The 22,154-nt window shown below is 72.2% G+C and carries 26 protein-coding genes; 21 read left to right on the forward strand and 5 right to left on the reverse strand.

Annotated elements, in window-relative coordinates; genetic code table 11:
• Positions 1 to 14: 14 nt before the first annotated feature.
• From OG811_RS27760 to OG811_RS27770, 3 genes are read left to right on the forward strand one after another with little or no spacing between them, the layout of a single operon-like run.
• Positions 15 to 539, forward strand: coding sequence for a PadR family transcriptional regulator (locus OG811_RS27760; RefSeq protein ID WP_406069925.1), 525 nt, complete (start codon positions 15 to 17; stop codon positions 537 to 539).
• On the forward strand, positions 536 to 1,216 hold the full coding sequence (locus tag OG811_RS27765) for an ABC transporter ATP-binding protein (protein ID WP_406069927.1): 681 nt from the start codon (positions 536 to 538) through the stop codon (positions 1,214 to 1,216). The genes OG811_RS27760 and OG811_RS27765 overlap by 4 nt, the downstream gene beginning before the upstream one ends.
• On the forward strand, positions 1,213 to 3,369 hold the full coding sequence (locus OG811_RS27770) for an FtsX-like permease family protein (protein WP_406069929.1): 2,157 nt from the start codon (positions 1,213 to 1,215) through the stop codon (positions 3,367 to 3,369). Before OG811_RS27765 ends, OG811_RS27770 begins: the two co-directional genes overlap by 4 nt.
• Before the next feature lie 315 nt (positions 3,370 to 3,684).
• On the opposite strand, the gene OG811_RS27775 is transcribed toward OG811_RS27770, so the two are convergent.
• Positions 3,685 to 4,020 (reverse strand): hypothetical protein, encoded by a 336-nt coding sequence (locus OG811_RS27775; protein WP_406069931.1) that lies wholly within the window; start codon positions 4,018 to 4,020, stop codon positions 3,685 to 3,687.
• Positions 4,021 to 4,279: 259 nt separating this feature from the next.
• Between OG811_RS27775 and OG811_RS27780 the strand changes: the two genes are divergently transcribed.
• The 4 genes from OG811_RS27780 to OG811_RS27795 all read left to right on the forward strand — a co-directional run bounded on the left by OG811_RS27780 (position 4,280) and on the right by OG811_RS27795 (position 6,799).
• Entirely contained in the window at positions 4,280 to 4,732 is a 453-nt protein-coding gene (locus OG811_RS27780; protein WP_406069932.1) for an RNA polymerase sigma factor, read from the forward strand.
• Positions 4,725 to 5,444 (forward strand): hypothetical protein, encoded by a 720-nt coding sequence (locus tag OG811_RS27785; protein WP_406069934.1) that lies wholly within the window; start codon positions 4,725 to 4,727, stop codon positions 5,442 to 5,444. The genes OG811_RS27780 and OG811_RS27785 overlap by 8 nt, the downstream gene beginning before the upstream one ends.
• Before the next feature lie 89 nt (positions 5,445 to 5,533).
• Positions 5,534 to 6,052, forward strand: coding sequence for a hypothetical protein (locus OG811_RS27790; RefSeq protein ID WP_406069935.1), 519 nt, complete (start codon positions 5,534 to 5,536; stop codon positions 6,050 to 6,052).
• An 81-nt stretch (positions 6,053 to 6,133) separates the two neighbouring features.
• Positions 6,134 to 6,799: a hypothetical protein gene (locus tag OG811_RS27795; protein ID WP_406069936.1), complete on the forward strand. Its 666-nt coding sequence runs from the start codon at positions 6,134 to 6,136 to the stop codon at positions 6,797 to 6,799.
• 103 nt (positions 6,800 to 6,902) lie between these two features.
• Here OG811_RS27795 and OG811_RS27800 read toward each other — a convergent pair whose 3' ends face one another.
• Both OG811_RS27800 and OG811_RS27805 read right to left on the reverse strand, forming a co-directional pair.
• Positions 6,903 to 7,835 carry an aldo/keto reductase gene (locus OG811_RS27800; protein ID WP_406069937.1) on the reverse strand — a complete coding sequence of 311 codons (933 nt, stop codon included), beginning with the start codon at positions 7,833 to 7,835 and terminating at the stop codon, positions 6,903 to 6,905.
• Between the two features lie 73 nt (positions 7,836 to 7,908).
• Entirely contained in the window at positions 7,909 to 9,174 is a 1,266-nt protein-coding gene (locus tag OG811_RS27805; RefSeq protein WP_406069939.1) for an MFS transporter, read from the reverse strand.
• 159 nt (positions 9,175 to 9,333) lie between these two features.
• On the opposite strand from OG811_RS27805, the gene OG811_RS27810 reads away from it, so the two are divergent.
• On the forward strand, positions 9,334 to 10,323 hold the full coding sequence (locus tag OG811_RS27810; protein ID WP_406069940.1) for a LacI family DNA-binding transcriptional regulator: 990 nt from the start codon (positions 9,334 to 9,336) through the stop codon (positions 10,321 to 10,323).
• Between the two features lie 117 nt (positions 10,324 to 10,440).
• Positions 10,441 to 11,142, forward strand: coding sequence for an alpha/beta hydrolase (locus OG811_RS27815; RefSeq protein ID WP_406069941.1), 702 nt, complete (start codon positions 10,441 to 10,443; stop codon positions 11,140 to 11,142).
• A 21-nt stretch (positions 11,143 to 11,163) separates the two neighbouring features.
• On the opposite strand, the gene OG811_RS27820 is transcribed toward OG811_RS27815, so the two are convergent.
• Positions 11,164 to 12,285, reverse strand: a complete 1,122-nt coding sequence (locus OG811_RS27820; RefSeq protein WP_406069942.1) for an FUSC family protein — start codon at positions 12,283 to 12,285, stop codon at positions 11,164 to 11,166.
• Positions 12,286 to 12,468: 183 nt separating this feature from the next.
• Here OG811_RS27820 and OG811_RS27825 point away from each other — a divergent pair, with 183 nt between their 5' ends.
• The 5 genes from OG811_RS27825 to OG811_RS27845 all read left to right on the forward strand — a co-directional run bounded on the left by OG811_RS27825 (position 12,469) and on the right by OG811_RS27845 (position 16,481).
• Entirely contained in the window at positions 12,469 to 12,720 is a 252-nt protein-coding gene (locus OG811_RS27825; RefSeq protein WP_406069943.1) for a cupin domain-containing protein, read from the forward strand.
• 248 nt (positions 12,721 to 12,968) lie between these two features.
• On the forward strand, positions 12,969 to 14,105 hold the full coding sequence (locus tag OG811_RS27830; protein ID WP_406069944.1) for a sensor histidine kinase: 1,137 nt from the start codon (positions 12,969 to 12,971) through the stop codon (positions 14,103 to 14,105).
• Positions 14,102 to 14,770, forward strand: coding sequence for a response regulator (locus OG811_RS27835; protein WP_406069945.1), 669 nt, complete (start codon positions 14,102 to 14,104; stop codon positions 14,768 to 14,770). Before OG811_RS27830 ends, OG811_RS27835 begins: the two co-directional genes overlap by 4 nt.
• A 59-nt stretch (positions 14,771 to 14,829) precedes the next feature.
• Complete coding sequence (locus OG811_RS27840; protein ID WP_406069946.1) at positions 14,830 to 15,732, forward strand: ABC transporter ATP-binding protein; 903 nt, start codon at positions 14,830 to 14,832, stop codon at positions 15,730 to 15,732.
• 17 nt (positions 15,733 to 15,749) lie between these two features.
• Positions 15,750 to 16,481, forward strand: a complete 732-nt coding sequence (locus tag OG811_RS27845) for an ABC transporter permease (protein WP_406069947.1) — start codon at positions 15,750 to 15,752, stop codon at positions 16,479 to 16,481.
• Between the two features lie 147 nt (positions 16,482 to 16,628).
• Here the strand turns inward: OG811_RS27845 and OG811_RS27850 are convergent, their stop codons facing one another.
• Positions 16,629 to 16,775 carry a hypothetical protein gene (locus OG811_RS27850; RefSeq protein ID WP_406069949.1) on the reverse strand — a complete coding sequence of 49 codons (147 nt, stop codon included), beginning with the start codon at positions 16,773 to 16,775 and terminating at the stop codon, positions 16,629 to 16,631.
• An 87-nt stretch (positions 16,776 to 16,862) separates the two neighbouring features.
• Here OG811_RS27850 and OG811_RS27855 point away from each other — a divergent pair, with 87 nt between their 5' ends.
• The 7 genes from OG811_RS27855 (at position 16,863) to OG811_RS27885 (ending at position 22,153) form a co-directional block, all read left to right on the forward strand.
• Entirely contained in the window at positions 16,863 to 17,441 is a 579-nt protein-coding gene (locus tag OG811_RS27855) for a hypothetical protein (protein ID WP_406069950.1), read from the forward strand.
• Positions 17,423 to 18,154, forward strand: coding sequence for a hypothetical protein (locus OG811_RS27860; RefSeq protein ID WP_406069952.1), 732 nt, complete (start codon positions 17,423 to 17,425; stop codon positions 18,152 to 18,154). The genes OG811_RS27855 and OG811_RS27860 overlap by 19 nt, the downstream gene beginning before the upstream one ends.
• A 163-nt stretch (positions 18,155 to 18,317) precedes the next feature.
• Positions 18,318 to 19,091, forward strand: coding sequence for an LppM family (lipo)protein (locus tag OG811_RS27865; protein ID WP_406069954.1), 774 nt, complete (start codon positions 18,318 to 18,320; stop codon positions 19,089 to 19,091).
• A gap of 146 nt (positions 19,092 to 19,237) precedes the next feature.
• The gene (locus OG811_RS27870) at positions 19,238 to 19,582 is read left to right on the forward strand and encodes a hypothetical protein (RefSeq protein WP_406069955.1); all 345 of its coding nucleotides are present in this window, start codon (positions 19,238 to 19,240) and stop codon (positions 19,580 to 19,582) included.
• Positions 19,583 to 19,593: 11 nt separating this feature from the next.
• Positions 19,594 to 20,202 (forward strand): glycine zipper family protein, encoded by a 609-nt coding sequence (locus OG811_RS27875; RefSeq protein ID WP_406069956.1) that lies wholly within the window; start codon positions 19,594 to 19,596, stop codon positions 20,200 to 20,202.
• Positions 20,199 to 20,897 (forward strand): carboxypeptidase-like regulatory domain-containing protein, encoded by a 699-nt coding sequence (locus OG811_RS27880; protein WP_406069957.1) that lies wholly within the window; start codon positions 20,199 to 20,201, stop codon positions 20,895 to 20,897. The genes OG811_RS27875 and OG811_RS27880 overlap by 4 nt, the downstream gene beginning before the upstream one ends.
• A 23-nt stretch (positions 20,898 to 20,920) precedes the next feature.
• Complete coding sequence (locus OG811_RS27885) at positions 20,921 to 22,153, forward strand: phage tail sheath family protein (protein WP_406069958.1); 1,233 nt, start codon at positions 20,921 to 20,923, stop codon at positions 22,151 to 22,153.
• The last annotated feature ends 1 nt before the right edge of the window (position 22,154 follow it).

Here is a 22,154-nt window from a genome sequence, read left to right on the forward strand (position 1 = left end):
TGTAGTCTCCTGGCATGAGCGTGCCACTGACCCTTCTCGGCCTCCTCGAACGGGAGCCCAGCCACGGGTACGACCTGAAGCGTGACTACGACGCCTTCTTCGGCCGGGGCAAGCCCCTGCCGTTCGGCCAGGTCTACTCCACCCTCAGCCGACTGTCCCGGGACGGCAAGGTGGTGATCAGCGACGTCGCCCCCGGCTCCGGCCCCGACCGCAAGCGCTACATCATCACCGACCTGGGCGCGACCGAGGTCGAGCAGTGGCTGACCCAGCCGGTCGACCCGGAGCCGCACCTGCAGACCGTGCTCTTCGCCAAGGTCGTGCTCGCGCTAATGCTGGACCGTCCCGCCGACGAATACCTCGACACCCAGCGCAGCGCGCACCTGGGGCGGATGCGTGAGCTCACCGAGATCAAACGCGCCGGCAACCTGGTCGACGCCCTGCTCGCCGACCACGGCCTGTACCACCTGGAGGCGGACCTCCGGTGGATCGAGATGACCGGCGCCCGGCTGGACGCCCTGCGGAAGGCGGTGCGGCCATGAGCGTCGTGATCGAAGCACGCGACGTTGAGTTCTCCTTCGGCCGGACGCCCGCGCTGCGTGGCGCCAGCATCGCCGTGGACGCGGGCGAGGTTCTCGCCATCATGGGCCCCAGCGGCTCGGGCAAGTCGACCCTGCTGCACTGCCTGGCCGGCATCCTCGTGCCCGACTCCGGCGAGATCCTCTTTGACGGCGCCCGGGTCGATGCCATGGCCGAGACCGAGCGCAGCAGTCTGCGCCGCGACCGCTTCGGCTTCGTGTTCCAGTTCGGCCAGCTCGTCCCCGAGCTCACCGCAGCGGAGAACGTCGCCCTGCCGCTGCTGCTCAGCGGCGTACGCCGGACGCAGGCACTCAAAATGGCGAGCGCCTGGTTCGAACGCCTCGGCCTGGACGGCCTGGAGCAACGCCGGTCGGGTGAGCTGTCCGGCGGGCAGGCGCAACGCGTCGCCCTCGCCCGAGGGCTGGTCGCCGAGCCGCAGGTCCTCTTCGCCGACGAGCCGACCGGCGCGCTCGACTCGCTCACCGGCGAGCAGGTCATGGACCTGCTGGTCAGCTCGGCCCGCGAGCAGGGCACCACGGTCATCCTGGTCACCCACGAGGCTCGGATCGCCGCGTACGCCGACCGCGAGGTCATGGTCCGCGACGGGCACGTGAACGCGCCGGACCGGATCGCCTCATGATCGCCTTCGGGCTCCGCCTCGCCGTGGCCGGCGGCCGCGAGGCGCTCACCCGCCTCGCTGTCATCGCCGCCGCCGTCGCGATCGGCAGCGGGCTGCTGCTGACCACCCTCGCCGGGGTCAACGCCGTCAACGCGCAGCTCACCCGGTACGCGTCGATCTATCCCAGCGCCTCGACGGGCGGCGACGCCGATCCGCTGTGGTGGTCGACCCGGGAAGACTACTTCCACGGCAAGCAGATCATCCGGATCGACGTCGCCGCCACCGGATCGAGCGCGCCCACCCCGGTCGGCATCCCGACCACCCCGGGGCCCGGGGAGTACTACGCCTCGCCCTCGTTGCAGAAGCTGCTGGCCGCCCACCCGGCCGACCAACTGGGCGACCGCTACCCTGGGCGTGACCTCGGCACCGTCGGCCCAGCCGCGCTGACCTCACCGGACACCCTGCTCGTCATCATGGGCGGCACCCCCGACGACGTCGCCGGGCTGCCCCTCGCCAAGCAGCTCACCAGCGTCGGCGAGACCCCCGCGCTCCCCGAGACCACAATGAACCTCATCCTGGGCGTGATCGCCGGTGGTCTGCTGTTTCCGGTGCTGATCTTCATCGGCACCGCCACCCGGCTCAGCGCGGCCCGCCGGGAGCAGCGCTTCGCCGCGATGCGCCTGGTCGGCGCGACCCCGAAGCAGATCTCGGTGGTCGCCGCGGTGGAGGCGACCGCCGCGGCCGTCGCCGGCACCGCCCTCGGGTTCCTCCTGTTCGCCGCGTTCCGCGGTTCACTCGCGGGCATCCCGTTCACCGGCATGCCGTTCTTCCCCAGCGACATGTCGCTGGGCGTGCTGGACGTCCTGCTCGTCGCGCTCGGTGTCCCGGCCGGTGCGGCGGTCGCGGCCCAGGTCTCGCTGCGCCGCGTGCGGATCTCGCCGCTGGGCGTCACCCGACGGGTCACCCCACGGGCACCGCGCGCCTACCGGCTGATCCCACTCCTGCTCGGCGTCGGTGTGCTGGTGTTCGCGCTCGGCCACCGGCCCGAGACGTCCGACGGCCAGACCGCGGTGTTCCTGCCCGGCCTGCTGCTCATCATGGCCGGCCTGGTCCTCGCCGGCCCCTGGTTGACGATGGTCGGTGCCCGGGTCATGGCCCGGTACGCCAGCCGCCCCGCCACACTCATCGCCGCGCGACGCCTCGCCGACAACCCGAAGGCCGGCTTCCGGGCGATCAGCGGCATCATGCTCGCGCTCTTCGTCACGAGCGTCGCCGTCGGCGTGATCACCACGATCGTGGCCAACCGCGGCCCAGCGCCGATCGGCTCCACCGAGGCGAGCACCATGTCCATGCACTTCGGCGGAGAGGCACCACCGGTGCCCGACACGCTGCTCACCGAACTGCGCTCGACCACCGGCGTGCGATACGCGGCCACGGTGCGCGAGAACCCGGACATGATGAGCGCCAGCGAGCCCGGCCTGATCGCGTGCACCGACCTCCCGAGCGCGCACGGCCGGTGCGCCGACGGCGCAGGCGTCGCCGAGGTGCCGACGGGCCTCATCCCCTTCCGGGAATCGGCTCTGTCCACAAGGGTCTGGCCGGCCGCGTCGGTGCCGCTCGGTGATCTCCCCAGGCTGCCGGTGATGTCGATCGTCGTCGGCACGGACGGTTCCGCCGCCGCCATCGAGCGCGCACGCACCGTACTCGAGATCGCCTACCCGACCTTCTGGGTGGGGCCGAACGTGCCCGGCGACTTCGAGTCGGAATTCGCCAACACGCTGCGCGGCTGGGAACAGTTGGCGAACGTCACCATCATTGCCAGCCTGGCGCTCGGCGGGTGCAGTCTCGCGGTCAGCGTGATCGGCGGTCTCACCGAACGCAGGCGCCCGTTCAGCCTGCTGCGCCTCAGCGGCGCTCCGGTGCGGGTCCTGCGCCGGGTGGTCGCGCTGGAGAGCGCCGTACCGATGCTCGCCGTCGCCGTGGTCGCCATCGGGATGGGTCTCCTCGCCGCGCACCTGTTCCTCCGGGCACAGATGGACTACACGCTCATTGCACCGGGACCGGGTTTCTACGTGATCGTGGTCGTCGGGTTGGCGGCCTGTCTCGGCATCATCGCCTCCACCCTGCCGCTGCTGGAACGCATCACCGGCCCGGAGACAGCCCGCAGCGAATGATCGTCACGCCGGTTCCTCCCGCGATCTTGCAGTTTCGGTCTGCCATATGCGCACTTCGCGCGTTATGCCGCGACAGGAAGTGCAAGATCGCGGGAGTGAGGGTGGGTTTGGGCGGCTAGCGGATCACCGACCTCAAGGACGCCGTCGTCGCCATCGGCGACTACGCGGTCGGAGCCGAGGCCAGCCGGAAGAACACCGAGCGACCTGCCATCACGGAGCAACTCGCCCAGCACGTCCAACGGATACGCATGCACGGCTCCGCCGCGATCGTTCTCGCCTGGTTGGCCCACGGCAGGATCGACGCGTTCATCATGCTCAGCGGGCGTGGCGTTCCGGATGGGCGCGGTTCCACACCCGCATCCGTTCCGGGTAGCCGGTGCGCGCCGCCTCGTACAGCGGCACCGCGTGCTTGCGGGCGATGGCCCCCGCCGCGCGTGGCGTGCCGGTACGGCGACGGATCCACTCGCCGTCGTGGGCGATCGCCACCACGGTGGTGTCCGTCGCGGTGGTCTCCGGCTCCAGGTAGAACTCCACGCCCCGCCGGGTGGCGACGAACGCCTCCAGCGCGGCGAGGTCGTCGCGCGTCGCCTCCCGGTCCAGTTTCGTCGGGGTCGCCTCGGCGCCCCGTGACCGGCGATTGAACCAGCTCATGCCCAGCCCCTCTCCTCGACGCCCCTCCAGTGCAGCACCGATTCCTGGCAATACGCTGCACGCCCGATGGGAGACGGCTGACCCGCCGCGAAAAACCGCCGGTGGAACCCGCGGCGCGTGCCCGGTGTCATAAGTGTGATCCGAACGGAGGTCTCCCCTGGACGACGACGCGCTCGTCACCCGCGCTCGGGCAGGTGACCTGGAGGCGTACGACCTCCTGGTCGCCCGGCACACCGCGTCCGCGCACCGGACGGCGGTCTTGCTCGGCGCGGGCTCGGACTCCGAGGACGTCATCCAGGAGGCGTTTGTCAAGGCGTACCGCAAGTTGTCCCGTTATCGGGGCGAATCGTCCTTCCGATCATGGCTGCTCGCGATCGTCGCCAACGAGACCCGCAACCTGCACCGCTCCCGCGGCCGGCGGGACGGGCTCGTCCTGCGGGCCGCGACGGCGAACCCGACATCGGAGATCACCGAGGACGGGGCGGTCAGCGCGGTCCTCGCCGGGGAGCGCCGTGCCGCACTGGTGCAGGCCCTGCGTCAACTGCCGGTACGGGACCGCGAGGTGATCGTCTGCCGATTCTTCCTCGATCTCACCGAGGAGGAGACGGTGGCGGCACTGGGCTGGCCCCGGGGCACGGTGAAGTCACGCACGTCACGGGCACTGGCGAAGCTTCGCGGCCTGCTCGACCGCGAGGAGGTCCGGCATGGGTGACCTCGAACGGGAACTGCGCGACCTCTCCGCCTGGCTGGAGACACCCGACCCGCCCGACGTGACCGCTCGCGTCCGCGTACGGCTCAGCGGGCCCGCACCCCGGCAGCGCCGGTGGCGCGCGCTCGCCGCGGCGGCGCTCGTCGCCCTGCTCGTGGCGGTGTTGCCGCCAACCCGTGCCGCGATAGCCGACGCCGTCGCGGGGCTGCTGCGCTTCGCCGGTGTCAGCATCGCCACCTCGCCCGCGCCGGCGCTGCCCAGCGGCGCTCCGTCGCCGCTGCCCGGGCAGCGGGCCGTCGCCCTGGACGAGGCACAGCGGGCGGTGCGGTTCCCGATTCGCCTACCGGCGAAGCTGGGCCCACCCGAGCAGGTGCTGGTGGCCGACCCCGACTCCACGGGCACCTGTCGGGTGGCGACGCTGCTCTACGACGGCGGCGCGCTGCGCGTCGACGCGTTCGATGGTCGTCTCAACCTGGCCTTCCACAAGGAGGCCACCCCACCAGGGGTGACCTGGGTTGAGGTCAACGGCGACTTCGCCGTCTGGGTCGACAGGCCACACGTGCTGTCGTACGTGAACCGTGCCGGCGAGATCCGCAAGGAGACCGCCCGGCTGGCCGCCTCGACCCTGATCTGGCAGGACGCCGACGTGAGTTACCGGCTTGAGGGCGACCTCAGCAGGGCAGAGGCCATCGAGATCGCCCGCTCACTGCGCTAGGAACCTGGCGAGCCCCGCCGGTGTCACCACAATGCGACGAGTCCTCGACGCGTACCGGAAGGGGCGAGATGGGTTCATGGGGCAGGTTGATGCTGGCGTCAACGGTGGTCCTGCTGGCGGGGTGCAGCACGACCACGACAAGCAGCGGGTCGGCCGGGTCGGCCGGCGGCGGGTCGGCCGCGTCGGCCGGCGCTGCCGCCACCACGGCGAGCGCCACGACAGGCTGCGGTTCACGGGTCGAGACGGGGTCCCTGCCCGACTGGGCGGACGCCGGGTTCAGCGGGGACGCGCGAATTCCGCACGTCTTCGGCGCGAAGGGTGACATCGTGGCGGCGCTGTTCGCTCATCCGCTGCGGCAGGGCCGAAAGGACGGGTCGAACAACAAGATCCTCTGGGTGGCCCGCGCCTCCACGACCTCGCCCGACCCGACGTCACCGGCAACCCTGGTGATCACCGCGACGCTGGACGGCACCGACACCACAGTGACCCGGCGGGTCACCGGCGGTCCCGGTCCGTCGATCATCGACATGCCCCAGGCCGGTTGCTGGCACCTCGACCTGCGCTGGTCCGGGCACACCGACACGATGGACCTGGTCTACGCCCCATGAGCCGCTCCGGCGCCATTCGTCCGGAGCCGTCGGAGCGACCGTTGTGCTCGGCCGGTCGGTGAGCCGCCTAGGCTGCGTGACGTGCCTGGGGACCCACGGACGGCGGCGGCCCGTAACAACGCCGAATGGTGCGACATCGTCTGCGGCAGCCACGGACTGGCCGGCCGTACCGACGCCGGAGCCTGGTCGGTCCCCCACCGCTCCCCACCGTGGTATCCGGACGCGGTCACCCTGCGACCGGGCGTCGACGCCGACGCCCTGCTGACCCGGATCGACGCGGGACCCGGTGCGTCGGTGAAGGACAGCTTCGCCGACCTAGACCTGACCGGGTACGGGTTCCGGGTGCTCTTCGACGCCCAGTGGATCCACCGGCCACCGGCGAAGCCACCGGTCGACGCACCGCTCACCCCGGTCACCACACCTGACGAGCTGACGGCCTGGGCGGCGGCACACGGTGGCGGGGAGTTGTTCCGCCCAGCGCTCCTGGCCGATTCGCGGGTACGGGTGCTCGCTCGCCACGACGAACACGGCGTGACCACCGGCGGTGCGGTGCTCAGCGGCGACGGCCAGTACGGCGTTTCCAACCTGTTCACCCACACCACCAACCCCCGCGATGTCTGGCTGGCGGTGTGCGCCACCCTGCCCGAGGCACACCTGGTCGGCTACGAATCAACCCCGGACCTGACCCCAGCCCTGGAAGCAGGCTTCACCACCACCGGCCCCCTCCGAGTCTGGCTCAACGACTAAACCCCCCTGGCCCCCGTCCCCCGCCCCGGCCCCCGGCCCCCGGCCCCGTTGATCATGAAGTTAGCGGCGCGACACGCCGACATCGACGTCGCTAACTTCATGATCAACGGGGCAAGGGCGGGGTGGGTGGGCAAGGTCGGGCGCGCAGGTGGGTTAGGTCTTGGGGGGATAGGCGCAGGGCGCCGGCCGCTATGTTCTGCGCCAGGTGTTCTGGGTCTCCGGTGCCGGGGATGGCCAGCACGTGTGGGCCCTGGTGCAGCGTCCAGGCCAGGCGTACCTGATGCGGGGTGACGCCGTGGGCGCGGGCGACCGCCTCGACGGCCCCGCCCTGCGCGGCGCTCGCGCCCGCCTCCCGGCCGGTGCCGGCCAGCGCGAAGAACGGCACGTACGCGATGCCCCGTTCGCCGCAGACCCGGACGAAGTCGTCCTGCTCCCGGTAGGCGTCCACCCCGTAGTTGTTCTGCACGCAGACCACCGGCGCAATGCCCGCCACCTCGTCCACCTGCTCGGGCCGGGCATTGGAGAGCCCGAGGTGCCGGATCAGCCCGGCGGCGCGCAGGTCCGCGAGGGCGCCGAACCGCTCGACCAGCGGCACCGCCCCCGGTCCCCGACCGAGGCGCAGGTTGACCACCTCGAGTTGGTCGCGGCCGAGCCGACGCAGGTTCTCCTCCACCTGAGCGCGCAACTGCGCCGGGGTGAGCGCCTCGGTGAAGCCGGCCACCGGGTCGTACCCGAAGCCGACCTTGGTGGCGATCACCAGATCCTCCGGGTACGGGGCGAGCGCGGCGCGGATCAGCTCGGTGGCGTAGCGGGCCGGGCCGGTGCCGACCCGCAGGGTTCCACCGGGCGAGACGTAGAACGCGGCCGTGTCGATGTGGTTGACGCCCAACTCCACGACACGGCGCAGCAGGGCGACGGCCCGGTCGCGGTCGGGGTTCGCGGTGATCCGCATGGAGCCGAAGCCCATCCGACGCACGGTGCGGTCGCCCAGGGTCCAGGTACCCGCCGCGGCGGCGGTGATCTCGTCCGTTGGCACTCGGCGACCGTAGCCAGCGCGGGCACGCGGCGCAGTCGGCCACGCGCCCGATACCGCTCGGCGGTGGCGTGGGTTAGTTTTTATGTGCTGACGGAGCCATGTCGGCGGGGTACGGCGGGCGCAGCACCGGCACCAGCAGCAGGGTCGGCAGCAGCAGCAGCGGCACCACCAGCAGCGCGCGCAGGGTGCCGACGTCGTCGCCGAGCAGCCCCAGCAACGGCGGCCCACCCAGGAACGCGGTATAGCCGATCACCGCGACCACGCTCACCCGCACCGGCGCGTGCGCCTCCTCGTCGGCCGCCGCGCTCATCCCGACCGGGAAGCCCAGCGACGCACCGAGGCCCCACAGCGCGACGCCGACGATGGCCAACGGCCCGGAGCCGGCCAGGACGGCCAGGCTGGCGCCGACCACGGCGAGCCCGATGGTGCCGCTGAGCACCGGCACCCGACCCCACCGGTCCAGCGCGACCGTGCCCGCGGTGCGCCCGACGGTCATGCCCACGACGAAGACGCCGAAGACCGCCGCGCCCGCCGCCTCGCTCAGGTCCCGGCCGTCCACGAACGCGACGGCCAGCCAGTCGTTGGCGGCGCCCTCGGTGAACGCTGCCACCAGCACGAACAGCCCGATCAGCAGGGTGCGCGGCTCCCGCCAGGCGGCGAGTTGTGCCCGGCGACGGGCGGCCGGGGTGGCGTCCGCCGGGTCGTCGGCGGGGTCGCTCCCCCGCAGGGGCAGGAACGCCCGGGCGGCGAGCACGGTGCCGCTCAACACGACCACCGCCACCGCGACGAGGTGCGCGCCGACCGGCACGTCGAACCGGGCCGCCGCCGCGCCGAGCCCCGCGCCGGCCACCGACCCGAGGCTCCACGCCGCATGGAAGCGGGGCATGACGGTACGCCCCAGCCGCCGTTCCACCGTCGCGGCCTCGACGTTCATCGCCACATCGCAGGCGCCGGAGCCGTAGCCGAAGGCGACCAACCCCACGGCGACGACGGCGAACGACCCGGTCATCGTGGCGCCCAGCCCCGCCACGGTCAGGCCGACCGCGACCAGCACGGTGGCCAGTGTGACGGTGCGGGCCGCGCCGAGTCGCTGGGCGAGCAGGCCGGAGGTGGGCATGGCGAGCAGCGCGCCGACGCTCATCGCCAGCAGGAGCAACCCGAGCCGGCCGGCGGAGAGATCCAACGCCTCGCGGACCGCCGGCACCCGGGAGAACCAACTGCCGACGGCCAGCCCGTTGAGGGTGAAGGTGGCAGCGACGCCGTTGCGAGCGAGCCGCACAGCCCGCGAAGGCGGCGGTGCGGTGTCCGGGGCTACGGGTTGGCTGGTGGGGGCGCTCACGGGGTCAGGTCCTCTTCCTCGGGGTGCTCTCCTCGCACAATCGCACACCTGAGAGCGTTACCACCACAACCGGCACCGCCCCTTACCGCTCACGGGCTGGCAGGGGCATGATGTGAGCAGGCGTTTGTCCGACCGGATGGGCCGCCGCAGGAGGCAACGATGACGGCAGCGGCACACCGACCGGCAACTCTCGAGGACGTCGCGCGGGTCGCCGGGGTGTCCCGGTCCACCGCGTCGCGGGTGATCGCCGGCACCGGGTTCGCCTCGCCGGCAGCCCGGGAACTGGTCACGGCAGCCGTCGACCAGCTCGCCTACGTGCCCAACCCGGCCGCCCGGGCGCTGGTCCGCGGCGGCGGCGTACGACTTGTCGTGGCCGTTCTGGGGACCAGCGCGGCGGTGCTGGACGACCCGTACGTCCACCGGGTGGTCGGCTCGGCGGCCCGGGTCTGCGCGCCGGCCGCCATCGGGGTGGCGTTGCACTGGCTGCCGCTGGGCGCGCCGAACAGCCTGGACCAGCTCGCCGGGGACGGCAGCGTGTGCGGGGTGGTGCTGGTGAACACCACCCAGGATCTGCTGGACGCCGTACCGCGGTCGCTGCGCGGCCGGGTCGCCTCGATCGGCATCGGCTCGGCCATGGTCCCGTCGGTCGACGTCGACAACGGCACCGGCGCCGACGAGGTGCTGCGCCACCTGTACGCCAGCGGTCGCCGCCGGATCGCCATGGTGACCGGGCCCCGCTGGCTGCCGTGCTCCCAGCGGCCGGTGCAGGCGTACCGGCGGCTGATGCGCCAGTCGGGACTGCCGGAGCGGGTGCTGCCCGGGGACTTCACCGCGGCGCGCGGCCGGGCGGCGGCCGGCGAGGCGTTGCGGCGCTGGCCGGACGTCGACGCGATCTACGCGATCAGCGACGACACCGCGCTCGGGGTGATCGCGGGCCTGCGTGACGCCGGCGTGCGGGTGCCCGGCGACGTCGCGGTGGCCGGCTTCGACGACATCCCGCTGGCCGGGATGACCGCCCCCGCGCTGACGACCGCGAGCCACCCGGTGGGCCGGATCGCCGCCGCCGCGGCCACGGCCGTGCTGGACCGGCGTCCGACCGCTCCGCTGACCCTCTTCCCGTCCGCCCTGGTGGCCCGCGACAGCGCCTGACCCGATCCGCCCCTTCGCGCCGGTGTCTCGCCGGCAGCGCCTGACAGACGGCGGTTAACCCGTGGCTGGTCGGGTAACCGCGGCGCACACCCCGCCGACAGCGAGGAGCGGTGACCCGTGTCCGACCCCGCGCCGCCAGACCGACAGCCGGGGGACGACTCCCGGCTCGGCCGGCTGACCGCTCGCGCCCACCCACCGGTGGCGCCGGCGCCCGCCGGGCTGGTGCCGGTGAGCGCCCCCGGCGGTGGGCTGTTGGCAATGGTGTACGCCCCGGAGCCGGTCGCCGACGGCGCCGCGTACCGGCTGGTGGTGCTGCTGCACGGGGCGGGCGGCTCCGCGCGGCAGGGGCTGGACCTGTTGCTGCCGGTCGCGGACGCGCACCACCTGCTGCTGGTCGCCCCACAGGCCGCCGCCAGCAGCTGGGACCTGATCGCCGGGGGCTTCGGGGTGGACGTGCGGCGCATCGACGGGCTGCTGGCCGGCGTCTTCGACGGCTACCCGGTACGCGACGTGACGTTCGGTGGGTTCTCCGACGGCGCCTCGTACGCGCTCTCGCTCGGCCTGGCCAACGGCGACCTGGTCGACGGGGTGCTGGCCTTCTCCCCCGGTTTCGCCGCACCGCCGGCCACCCACGGCCGACCGCGGATCTTCGTCTCGCACGGGGTGGACGACCGCGTGCTGCCGATCGACATGTGCAGCCGCCGGCTCGTCCCGCACCTGCACGACCTCGGCTACGACGTCACCTACGAGGAGTTCCCCGGCGGCCACGAGATCCCCACCCCGGTACGGCAGTCCGCCGCCACCTGGCTTACCACCTGACCTCGACCGCCCGGGTACGGGTCAGACCGGGGGAAGGCCGAGGGCGTCGTCCACCCGGGTGAGGACGGCGACGTCGTCATCCGGGTTGACGCCGCGCAGCAGGTCGATGGCCGTGGCCCGGACCTGACCGATGATCATGGCGAGTGGCAGGGTCTGGGTCAGCCCGAAGAGCTGTCCGGCGGTGTGCACGGCGGCCAGCGCGGCCTCGTCCGCCCGGTTGGCGTGCCGGTCGGCTGCCTCGTCCTGCCCGTCCAGGTCGGCGGAGAGGGCCGCACCGGCCTCCCGGACGGCCTCGGCGAGCGCACGTAGCGCCGCGTCCAGCTCGGGCGGCGCCGGGGACTGCAGCCGGCTGAGCGTCACCCCGGCGCGGGCCAGCACCCGGACGTTGCGTACCGCGTAGTCGATCTGCCGGATCGACTCGTCCACCGACCGGAGCCGGCCGATGTGCCGGCGCCGGCGCACGTTGAGCCGCAGCGCCTCGCCGGCCGCGAGCACCCTGTCGCGCAGCCCGTCGACCCGGGCGTCCATGCCCCGCGCCTGGGCCAGTGCGGCGACGGCGCCGGGCTCGTCGCGGCGGTCCAGCGCGTCGGCGAGCCCGTCCAGCAGCCCGGCCAGTTCGTCGAAGGTCCGCCGTACCTCGGCGGCCAGCGGGGCCAGCGGGTGCCGGGCGTCGACCAACAGGCTGACGGCGAGCGCGACCGCGCCGCCGATCAGCGCGTCGACGAAGCGGAACGGCACCAGCGACCCGTCCGGCGGTGCGACCACCACCAGGTAGAGCGCCGAGACCGCGGCCTGCACCAACGTCACGCCGGTGGCGCCGAAGGCCGCCGAGAGCAGGACGGTGAGCAGGATGACGGTGAACACCGTCCAGGTGGTGCCCGTGCCCAGCGCCTGCACCACCAGGTCCGCGACCAGCACCCCGGCGGCGACACCGAGGACGACCTCGACGGCCCGCCGGATCCGTTGTCCCCGGGCCTGGCCGAGGACGATGAGCGCCGCCGCCGGAGCGAAGAAGGGCTGCGGGTGCCCGACCAGCCGGGTGGCGAGCAGCCAGGCCACGGTCGCCGCGACGGTCGTCTCCAGCACCGGCCGCCAGCCGTGCCGCAGCCGCTCGCCGGCCACCCGCACGCCGCTGAACCGCACCTTTGCCCACCTCCCGCACCAGGTCACCGGCACCGCGAGTGCCCCTCGCGATCGTCTACCATCGCGCGATGGACCCCCTCACCGGGCTGCTCGACGGTCCCCGGGCGCGGGGCGCCTTCCTGCTCCGGTCGGTGCTCGACCCGCCGTACGCGCTACGGATCGAGCCGGGCGCCGCTCACCGTCGTGGCGCTGGTCAGCGGCACCGCCTGGCTCGTTCCGGACGACGCCGACGCGGTGGCGCTGCGCCTCGGCGACGTGGCGGTGCTGCGCGGGCCGGACGGTTACCTCGTCGCCGACGACCCGGCCACCCCACCGCAGGTGGTGATCCACCCCGGTCAGCGCTGCACCACCCTGCACGGCGAACCGCTGACCGAGTCGATGGCGCTGGGCGTACGCACCTGGGGCACCGGCCCACACGGGTCGACCGTCGGGTAGGCGCTGGGGCGTCGGCAGTGGCGGCTGACCCCGCCCCGCAAGCGATCAGCGCGGAGAACCCGCTGGCGGTGACAACTTCACCGCCCTTCACTCCGGCCTCGGCCCCGCGACTGATGCTGCCGGGCTGCAAGCGGAGTGCCCTGAATCGGCGGGGATGATGACACCGTTGGGTGCTGGGCGCGCACGTACGGTGAGCCACGGACTCAGTGGTGATCACACCGCATGCGACCGTCGCCTAGGCTGGGCCAATGCGGTCCGGACGCGCCCTGGTCGGGCTCACGGTGGTCCTGACGATCGTGTTTGCCGTACCGGAATGGCGGATCATCGAGCTGCACCCGCTCCGCGCCATCCCATTGCTGCTCGCGAACACTCTGCCGGTGCTGGCGATCCGGTGGAATCCGCTCGCCGTCGCGTTGGTCTTCGGTGTCACCTACCCACTCTGGCTCGCCACACCGTTCGACGGACCGCATGAGGGCCACTTCCTTCAGTCGCTGCCGCTGATGGCCGCGCTCTATGCCGCCGGCGCGTGGCGCCGCCCGTTGTGGCTGCGGGCGATCGCGCTCGCCACCCCGCTGTGGATGATGGTCGCGGTGGTGTCCGGCCTGTGGCCGGTCGACGTGACGGAGCTGCTGTACGTCGCCGTGGTGTACGGAGTGGTCTGGGCGCTCGGGGTGGCGATGGCCGGGCGACAGCGGTACGCGGAGGAACTGGAGGTCAAGGCCGAGCAGTTGCGGGCGGCGCAACAGGCGCTCGCCGAGCGGGCCATCGCCGACGAGCGGTCCCGGATCGCCCGGGAGCTGCACGACGTCGTCGCCCACGCGATGAGCGTCATCACCGTGCAGGCCGGGGTCGGTGCTCATCTGGTCGCCGCCCGCCCGACCCAGGCCGCCGAGGCGCTGAGTGTGATCGAGCGGACCGGCCGGGAGGCACTGTCGGAGCTGCGCCGGATGCTGACCGTACTGCGCGACCCGGTTCGGGGCGGCGTGGCCGGCCCGGCGCCCGCACCGCAGCCGGGACTCGCCGACCTGCCGTCACTGGTGGCCGCCGCGGGCGACGCCGGGGTCACCGTCACCGCCGAGACCTCCGGCACACCGGTACCGCTCTCCCCCGGCCTCGACCTGGCTGCCTACCGGGTCGTCCAGGAGTCGCTCACCAACGTCATCAAGCACGCCCCCGGAGTCCGGGCACACCTCAGCGTGAGCTACCAACCGGATCGGCTCAGCGTGGAGGTGCGCGACCGCGGGGTGGCCGATCCGGCCTTCATCCCGGGACAGGGCCTGCGTGGGATGGCCGAGCGCGTCGCCCTCTACGACGGTGAGCTCTCCACCGCGGGCGGGCCCGACGGCTTCCGGGTGACGGCGACCTTCCCGCTGGAGGCGTCGTGATCCGGGTGGTGATCGCCGATGACCAGGCGCTGCTCCGGGCCGGCTTCCGGGCGCTGCTCGACTCCGACCCGGAGATCGAGGTGGTGGCCGAGGCCGAGGATGGCGAGCGGGCGGTGGCCGCGGTCGCTGCACATCGGCCGGACGTTGTGTTGATGGATATCCGGATGCCACGGCTGGACGGGATCGCGGCAACCCGCCGGGTGCTGGCCGCCACCGACCCGCCGCACGTGCTGATCCTCACCACGTACGACACCGACGAGAACGTCTTCGACGCCCTTGAGGCGGGGGCGGTCGGTTTCCTGGTGAAGGACACGCCGCCGGTGCAGCTGCTGGAGGCGGTCAAGTCGGCGGTACGTGGCGGCGCGGTCATCTCGCCGTCCACCACCCGCCGCCTGGTCGATCATCTGGTGGCCAGCCGGCTGCGCCGGAACCGCCCGGCACCGCCCGCGCTGGAGGCGCTCACCGATCGGGAGCGGGAGGTGCTGCAGCTCGTTGCCCGCGGGTGCTCCAACCGGGAGATCGCCGGGCGGCTGCACATCGCCGAGCTCACCGCGAAGACCCACGTCTCCCGGATCCTCACCAAGCTCAGCGTGGAGAGCCGGGTCCAAGCGGCTGTGGTCGCCTACGAGACCGGCCTGGTCCGGGCCGTACCTCCTTTTGAGTAGGTGGAAGAGTCCTCCTTTGGCGGACGTGCTCGACCCGGGCCGCCTTTTACCGTCAAACCATGGACGTTGTCACCGTCGAGAACCTTCGTAAGACCTACGATGCCTTCGTCGCCGTCGAGGACGTCTCGTTCTCGGTCCGCCGCGGCGAGATCTTCGGGCTGCTCGGCCGGAATGGCGCCGGCAAGACCACCACCGTTGAGTGCCTGCAAGGTCTGCGCGGGCGGGACGGCGGCTGCGTCGAGGTGCTGGGCCTGGACCCGGCCCGCGAGCCGGATCGGCTACGCCGCAAGATCGGCTCGCAGCTGCAGTCCTCCGCCTTGCCCGACCGACTGCGGGTGGCCGAGGCGATCCGGCTGTTCGCCGCTTCTCGGTCCGATGTGGACGTGGAGGCGGCCCTGGCGGCGTGGGATCTGACGGCGCTGCGGCGCAGATCGTTCGCGGCGCTCTCCGGCGGCCAGCGACAACGGCTGTTCCTCGCCCTGGCGCTGCTCGGCCAGCCGGAGGTCGTCTTCCTGGACGAGCTGACCACCGGGCTGGACCCACAGGCACGCCGCGCCACCTGGGACCTGGTCCGCGGGGTACGTGACCGGGGCGCCACCGTGGTCCTCGTCACCCACTTCATGGAAGAGGCGCAGGCCCTCTGCGACCGGGTGGCCATTGTGGACAAAGGGCGGGTCGTCGCGCTGGACCGCCCTGACACGCTCGCCGCCCGCCACGGTGGCCCGATCACCATGACCTTCACCGCCAACGGTTGCGACGTCGGCTTCCTCGCCGCGATACCGGGCATCAGCAGCGTCAGCACCACCAACGGTGTGGTCACCGTCGCTGGCCAGGCGCAGGCCGTGGTACCGGTGGCGGCCGCCCTTGCCGAGAGTCGCCTGTTTCCGGCCGACTTCAGGGCCCATCACCCCACGCTTGAGGACGTCTTCCTCGCCACCACCGGCCGCCAGCTCCGCGACTGACCGCAGAGGAGACCGAGATGACAACGCGCATCGTCTGGACCGAGATCAAACTGCTCGGGCGCGAACCGATCACCCTGCTGATGAGCCTGGCGTTCCCCGCCCTCCTCCTGGTCCTGCTGGCCGGCTCCTTCGGCAACGAACCCGACCCGGAGATGGGCGGCGTCGGCGGGGTGGACTTTTACGTACCGGTGTACGCCGCCGCCGCGATAGCGGTGATGGGCTTCCTCGGTGTGCCCACCCACCTGGCCGCCTACCGCGAACGTGGGGTCTTGCGGCGGTTCCGCGCGGCCGGGGTATCCGCCTGGCCGCTCGCGGGTGCACAGATCATCGTCACCGGGTTGGTTGCGCTGGTCGCCGCCAGTCTCATGATCACGATCGGGTTCGGTGGCTACGACCTCAACGCACCGTCCTCGACTGTCGGGGTGGTGGCCGGATTCCTCGCCGGCACGCTGGCCTTCGCGGCGCTCGGAGTCCTGCTCGGCACGCTGATACCGACCGCCCGGGCCGCTCAGGGCGTCGGGCTGCTGCTGTTCTTCGGGCTCTTCTTCATCGCCGGTGGCGGGCCGCCGCCGTACCTGCTGCCGGATGCCCTCAACACCGCCGTCGACTTCACCCCGATGGGGCCGCTGATGGACGCGGTCAGCGATCCGTGGCACGGCGCCGGCTTCAACGTAACCGCCGTAGCGGCTCTCGTCGGCATCGCCGCGGTGGCCGCGCTCCTCGCCGTCCGCCGGCTCGCCCGAACCTGAAGCCGCCGGTCGACGCCCCGGACCTCATCCCGGCTAGATCCTTATGCACTGGGGGCCACGGCACTCCCACGACCGGCAACCCCTGGATCCCCACCACCGCCTGAAACCCGCGTCCATCGGCATCCCGCCGTACCCGGAAACCAGAACCTATCCAGTTACGCCGCTCGACCCGACGAAGTACGGCGGAAAGATGGCGCAAGCCGACCGGGGGTGGTAGCGGGCGTCGCCGTCGCGCAGTTGCAGCAACAGTCGTCCATCGGGGTCCACCAGCAGCACGCACACGATCACGGTCATCCCCTGAGCCTAGGCCGGGCAGGTGACCCTGTCGGGTAGGCGCTGGCGCGTCGACAGTGGCGTGGGCAGGCCCTACCCTCGGAGGGGATGCGGTGGCGGATCGGTTACCGACTGCGCAACGCGCTTCTCGTCGGCGGCACCGTCGGGATGGGCCTCTTCGGCTGGCAGACACTGACCGCCGACGTGCCGGGTCGGCCTCCTGCCGTCGACGTCTGCGGTCTCGTCCGTCCCGCGACGATCGCCCGGCTGGTGCCCGAGGCGTCGCCCCCGACGACCGAGCCCGGCAACGGGGGTTACATCTGGTGCGTGTACTCCGGCTGGGTGGGTGCGGGAGACGACCGGGCCGAGGTGGAGCTCTGGTTCGGCTACCACCGGTTGACCCGGGCGGAGGGCGAGTCCGCGGTGCAACGGGCCCGCGACGAGACGCGCGCCTGGAGATGCAACCGCTGCCGGCCACGTCCGACGCCGGTCCGGATCGGCGACGAGTCCTACGAGTACGCACTCACGGGCCACGACGGGCGGCAGTCGACGCAGGTCGTCGCTCGGATCGGCACGGTGACGATCGCGGGCGAGCTGGACACGCCCTACGCGTCCCGGGACGCCATGTTCGAGGCCGTGCGGAATCTGGTGCAGGAGGCGGCCGCGCGATGCCACGCAAGATGCTGAGCGAGTCGGATCCTGTGCTGGTGCTCGTCGCCGTCACCCTCTTCCTGGGCGGCTACGCCCTGGGTAGGGTCGTCGCCACGCCGGTCGAGCGTGCCCAGACCACGGTCGTGGACCGGTTGACCGCGCCGGTCTCGATGCCCCCGTTGCCGGTGGCGCCTTACTATCCACTGTCGACGCCGCGGCAACTGCCGCCGTCCACCGGATCGCCCGTCGGCGCGCAGTTCGCCACGGACGAAGCGACACTCCTCGGCGAGCCGGGGCCGCCGATCGCGGTGCTGGTGCCCCGAGGCACCGAATGGCGGTGCCTGGTGTTCAGCCTTGCCGGCATCGGCACCGCGTCGACCGCCGAGTGGGAGTGCTCCGAGGGGTCCCCCGACACCACCGGCAAGGAGACCTCGCTGCGCGTGCTGCTCGCACCGTGCCCGCAGCCGTGCGACGCCCAGGCGCGGGCCCGGTTACGGCCGCCGTTCGCGGGCGGGCCCACCCGGGCCGTCGACGACAGCACCTGGCTCGCCGACGTCCGGACGGCTCCGGACTGGATGGGCCGCCGGACCCTGCACCTGACGATGGAGCACGTCTGGGCGGCGCCGGCCGGCCTGCTGGGACCGGGCTCCCCGGGACAGACCCTCTACGTGGCGGCCCGCCTGACGAACCGTCCCGACGACCGGGCGACGGGGGAAAAGATCATGAACAGCCTCCGCGGCCAGATGTAGCGCCGAGACGCGTGAAAAACTGCGCCGGGCCCAAGACTCCAGAGTAGTCATTTGTGCCGGCGTCGGCCTCAGCCGAACGTGACAGCACACCGGTAAGATCGGCGACTGCGTTGTGACTGATCGCTGACTGCTCGTGGTGATAGCGATCACACACACTGAGCCCATGAACAGGAGAGTCAACCGCGGTAAGGCACTCCGCGTCGCGGTGTGTCTTCTCCTCCTCGCCGCACTGAGCGGCTGCATGCAACTCAACATGGGTCTCACGGTCAACGCCGATGACACGGTCGACGGGCAGTTGCTGCTGACGGCCCAGAAGTCCCTGCTGACTTCGCGGAACAAGAACATCCCGGCGGCCTTCGCGGAGCTGCGGCAGAACATTCCCGCCCTGCCGGCAGGGGAAGAGACCGGCTACCAGGACGACAAACTCTTCGGCACCCAGATCGCTTACCACAAGGCGTCGCTGGCGAGTTTCGACACGGAAAGCGTGAAACTGGTTCGGGACGGCGATCTGTACCGCTTCACGCTGCCGCTCGATCCGTCGAAATACGGCGGAAAGGTGGCGCAGCAGAATCCGCAGCAGCAGCAGGCATTCCTCAAGTTGATGTCGTTCGAGATCTCGGTGACATTTCCCGGCCGGGTGATCGACAGCAATGGCACGGTCAACGGCCGGTCGGTCAGCTGGAAGGTGGACTCCAACCAGGACAAGCCGACCGAGTTGCGTGCCGTGGCCGAGGCGCCACCTCGACCGTCCGCCTCGCCGGCCGCCGCCGGCGACGGAGGCGGGTTCCCCTGGCTGCTCATCGTCGGCGGAGCGCTCCTCCTGCTGCTGCTCGCCGCGGTGGTCGTACTCCTGTTGCGCCGCCGTCACCCCGCGGCGCCGGCTGCGCCCGGCCCGACCGCGCCGGGCCCGCCCGCCGACGCCCCGGGGCCCGGCTGATCCACCTGGTGGCCGGCTCAGCCGGCCACGCCCGGCCCCGGCCGCCCCCGAGACGACGGCGACCGGCCCCGGTGCTCCCAGCCCGGAGCCCCGGACCTCACCACCACCACATCCCGGTCGCACCATCGCAGAAAAGGGGGATCGCCATGAACGATCTCTTCACCTGGGCAGCCCTGGGGAGCCTCGCCGGCGCGAGCGCCGCCACCCTGCTGGCCACCAACGTCATCGGCGGGCTGATCGGCCCCAGTGGCGACAAGCTCCGCAAATGGATCGCCATCGGCATCGCGCTCCTGCTGTCCTACGTGACAGCGGCGTTCGCCGACGACGCCGGCGCCGAGAAATGGATCATCGCGTTCTTCAACGCGCTGGTCATCTTCTCCGCCGCGCTCGGCGTCAACCAGTTCCCGCCCGGCAATCGGCAGGCGACACAGGCGTCGCCGACCCAGGTCGCGCAGGGTCGTGAGCCCCGAGTCTTCCGCTCCTGGGTCTGAGGGGTGACGTCATGGTCTTCGGAATCATCAGCGCGGCTATCCAGGTCGGCTTCGGCGCCCTGTTCGGCTTCCTCGCCGGCGGCCCGATCGGGCTGCTGATCGGCGCCGTCGTGGGCCTGCTGGTCGGCGCGGTCTTCGGCTGGTCGGTGGCCTCCGCCGGGGTGTACGCCGCGGACGCCCGCGGCATCTTCCTCTTCGTCGTCGACCACACCTGGAGCCTGCTCAACACGGTCGTCGGCGCCATCTACCTGGCCGTGCACCTGATCTTCGGGCACTCGCTGGACCGGCCCACCTCGTCCGGCAGCGGCCGGGTCAGCGTCGTCGAGGGGGTCTCGCCCCGCTACGCCACCACCATCGGCACGGTCTGCGCGGGCTCCAGCTCGGGCATCCAGCGGCACGAGGACGTGCACATCTTCCAGGGTCGCCTGCTCGGCCCCCTCTACATCCCGCTGGTGCTGGCCAACTACGTCCTGTTCACCATCGCCCCGGTGTGGCTGCTCTACCACGACCACACCAACGCCCCGATCAACCGGTTCACCCGGTACTTCGAGATCGGCGTCTACCCGCACGTGTGGAACGAGGCCATCGCGTACCGGATCCAGGGGACGCCGCCGCGATGACCACTGACGGGCGCGGGCCGATCGAGACGGCCACCGCCGAGCTGGCCGCCTGGCTGACCAGCGCGGCGGGGGAACCCGTCCCGATCGGCCCGCCCCGCGCGTGCGGCGACGCCGCCGGGCTCACCCTCTGGCCGATGGAGCTGCGCCCGGCCCGGCAGACCCGCTCCAGCGGCGCGGTCCGCGAACCGTACCGGTTCACGGTCCGCTATCTCCTCTGCGTCACCGGGCCGGCCGGGTTGCCCCGGCTGGACCGGGTGCTCACCGCCGCGACCAGCGACGGCAACTACCCGGTCGTCCTGGAGGCGGGTGACCCACCACTCTGGACGGCGTTCGGCACGGCTCCCCGCCCGGCGCTGCTGATCGACGTACCCGCGCAGGTGGACCACCCGACCCCGGCCGCGCCGCCGGTGCTGCAACCGCTGCGGCTGCGGCAACTCGAGGTGCGCACCCTCAGCGGCCGGGTCGTCGGCCCCGAGGACCAACCACTGGCGGCGATGCGGGTCGAGCTTCCCGGCACCGGGTCCGCCACCCGCACCGACCCCGAGGGCCGGTTCCTGATCGTCGGCGTCCCGCACGACCCCGAGCATCCGGGCCCGGTCCGGCTCCGGCTGACCGGGCGCGGGCTCATCCTCACCGCCGACGTCGACCCCGCCGAACCCGACATCGTCATCGTCTGCGCGCCACCGACCCACTGACGCCCACCCGCACTGGAGGACCGATGCCCAGCTACTTCTCCCCCGGCATCTATGTCGAGGAGGTCCCCAGCGGCGCCCGACCGATCGGCCCGGCGAGCACCAGCATCGCCGCCTTCGTCGGCGTCGCCCCGGACCGCTCCGCCCAACTGGGCAAGGCGGTGCCGGTCAACAACTGGACGGAGTTCCTGCGGCTCTTCGCCGGCGGGGAACGGGTGGAGAGCACCCCGCTGGCCCGGGCGGTCTTCGGCTTCCTGGACAACGGGGGCGCCCGCTGCTGGGTGGTCAACGTCGGCGAGGGCGGCGCGATCACCGGCACCGGGCAGCGGCGCGGCGGCCTGCAACTGCTGGAGGCCGTCGACGAGATCTCCATCATCGCCGCGCCGGGCTTTCACGACGTGGTGTCACACGAGGCACTGCTCAGCATGGCCGAGCGCACCCGCACCATGGTCGCGATCTGCGACCCGGCACCGGACATCGACGACATCTCCGCGTTGACCCGGGTCGCCACGCCATCCTCCGGCAAACCCCCCAAGCCCGCCGAGGGTGGTGGCTCGGGCAGTCCTGGTGGCTCGGGCGGGGCGGAGGGGGCCGCGTACCGGCCCCGGCAGTCCGAGTTCGGCGCCTTCTACTACCCGTGGCTGCGGGTACGCGACCCGATCAGCGGCGAGTTGGAACTCACCCCGCCGAGCGGGCACCTGGCCGGCATCTGGGCCCGCACCGACGCCCTGCGCGGTGTGCACAAGGCACCGGCCAACGAACCCGTACGCGGTGCCGTCGACCTGGGCTACCTGGTCACCCGACCGGAACACGACGTGCTCAACCCCAAAGGCGTCAACGTGATCCGCTACTTCGCCGGCGAGGGCATCCGGGTCTGGGGCGCCCGTACGCTCGCCGCCGAGGCCAGCGAATGGCGCTACCTCAACGTACGGCGACTCAGCATCGCCATCGAACAGGCCATCGCCAACGGCACCCGGTGGATGGTCTTCGAGCCCAACGACTTCACCCTCTGGCGCTCGATCCGGCGCGACATCGGTGCGTTCCTCACCCGGGTGTGGCGCGACGGCGCGCTGCTCGGGCGCAGCCCCGAGGAGGCGTTCTTCGTCAAGTGCGACGAGGAGACCAACCCGCCGGACGTCCGCGACGCGGGCATGGTGATCGCCCACATCGGCATCGCCGTCGTGAAGCCCGCCGAATTCGTGGTGTTCAAGCTGAGCCAGTGGGCCGGCGGCACCGAGACCGAGACGATCGGAGGCTGAC

It is taken from the genome of Micromonospora sp. NBC_01638 (assembly GCF_045209745.1).
Lineage (GTDB): Bacteria > Actinomycetota > Actinomycetes > Mycobacteriales > Micromonosporaceae > Micromonospora.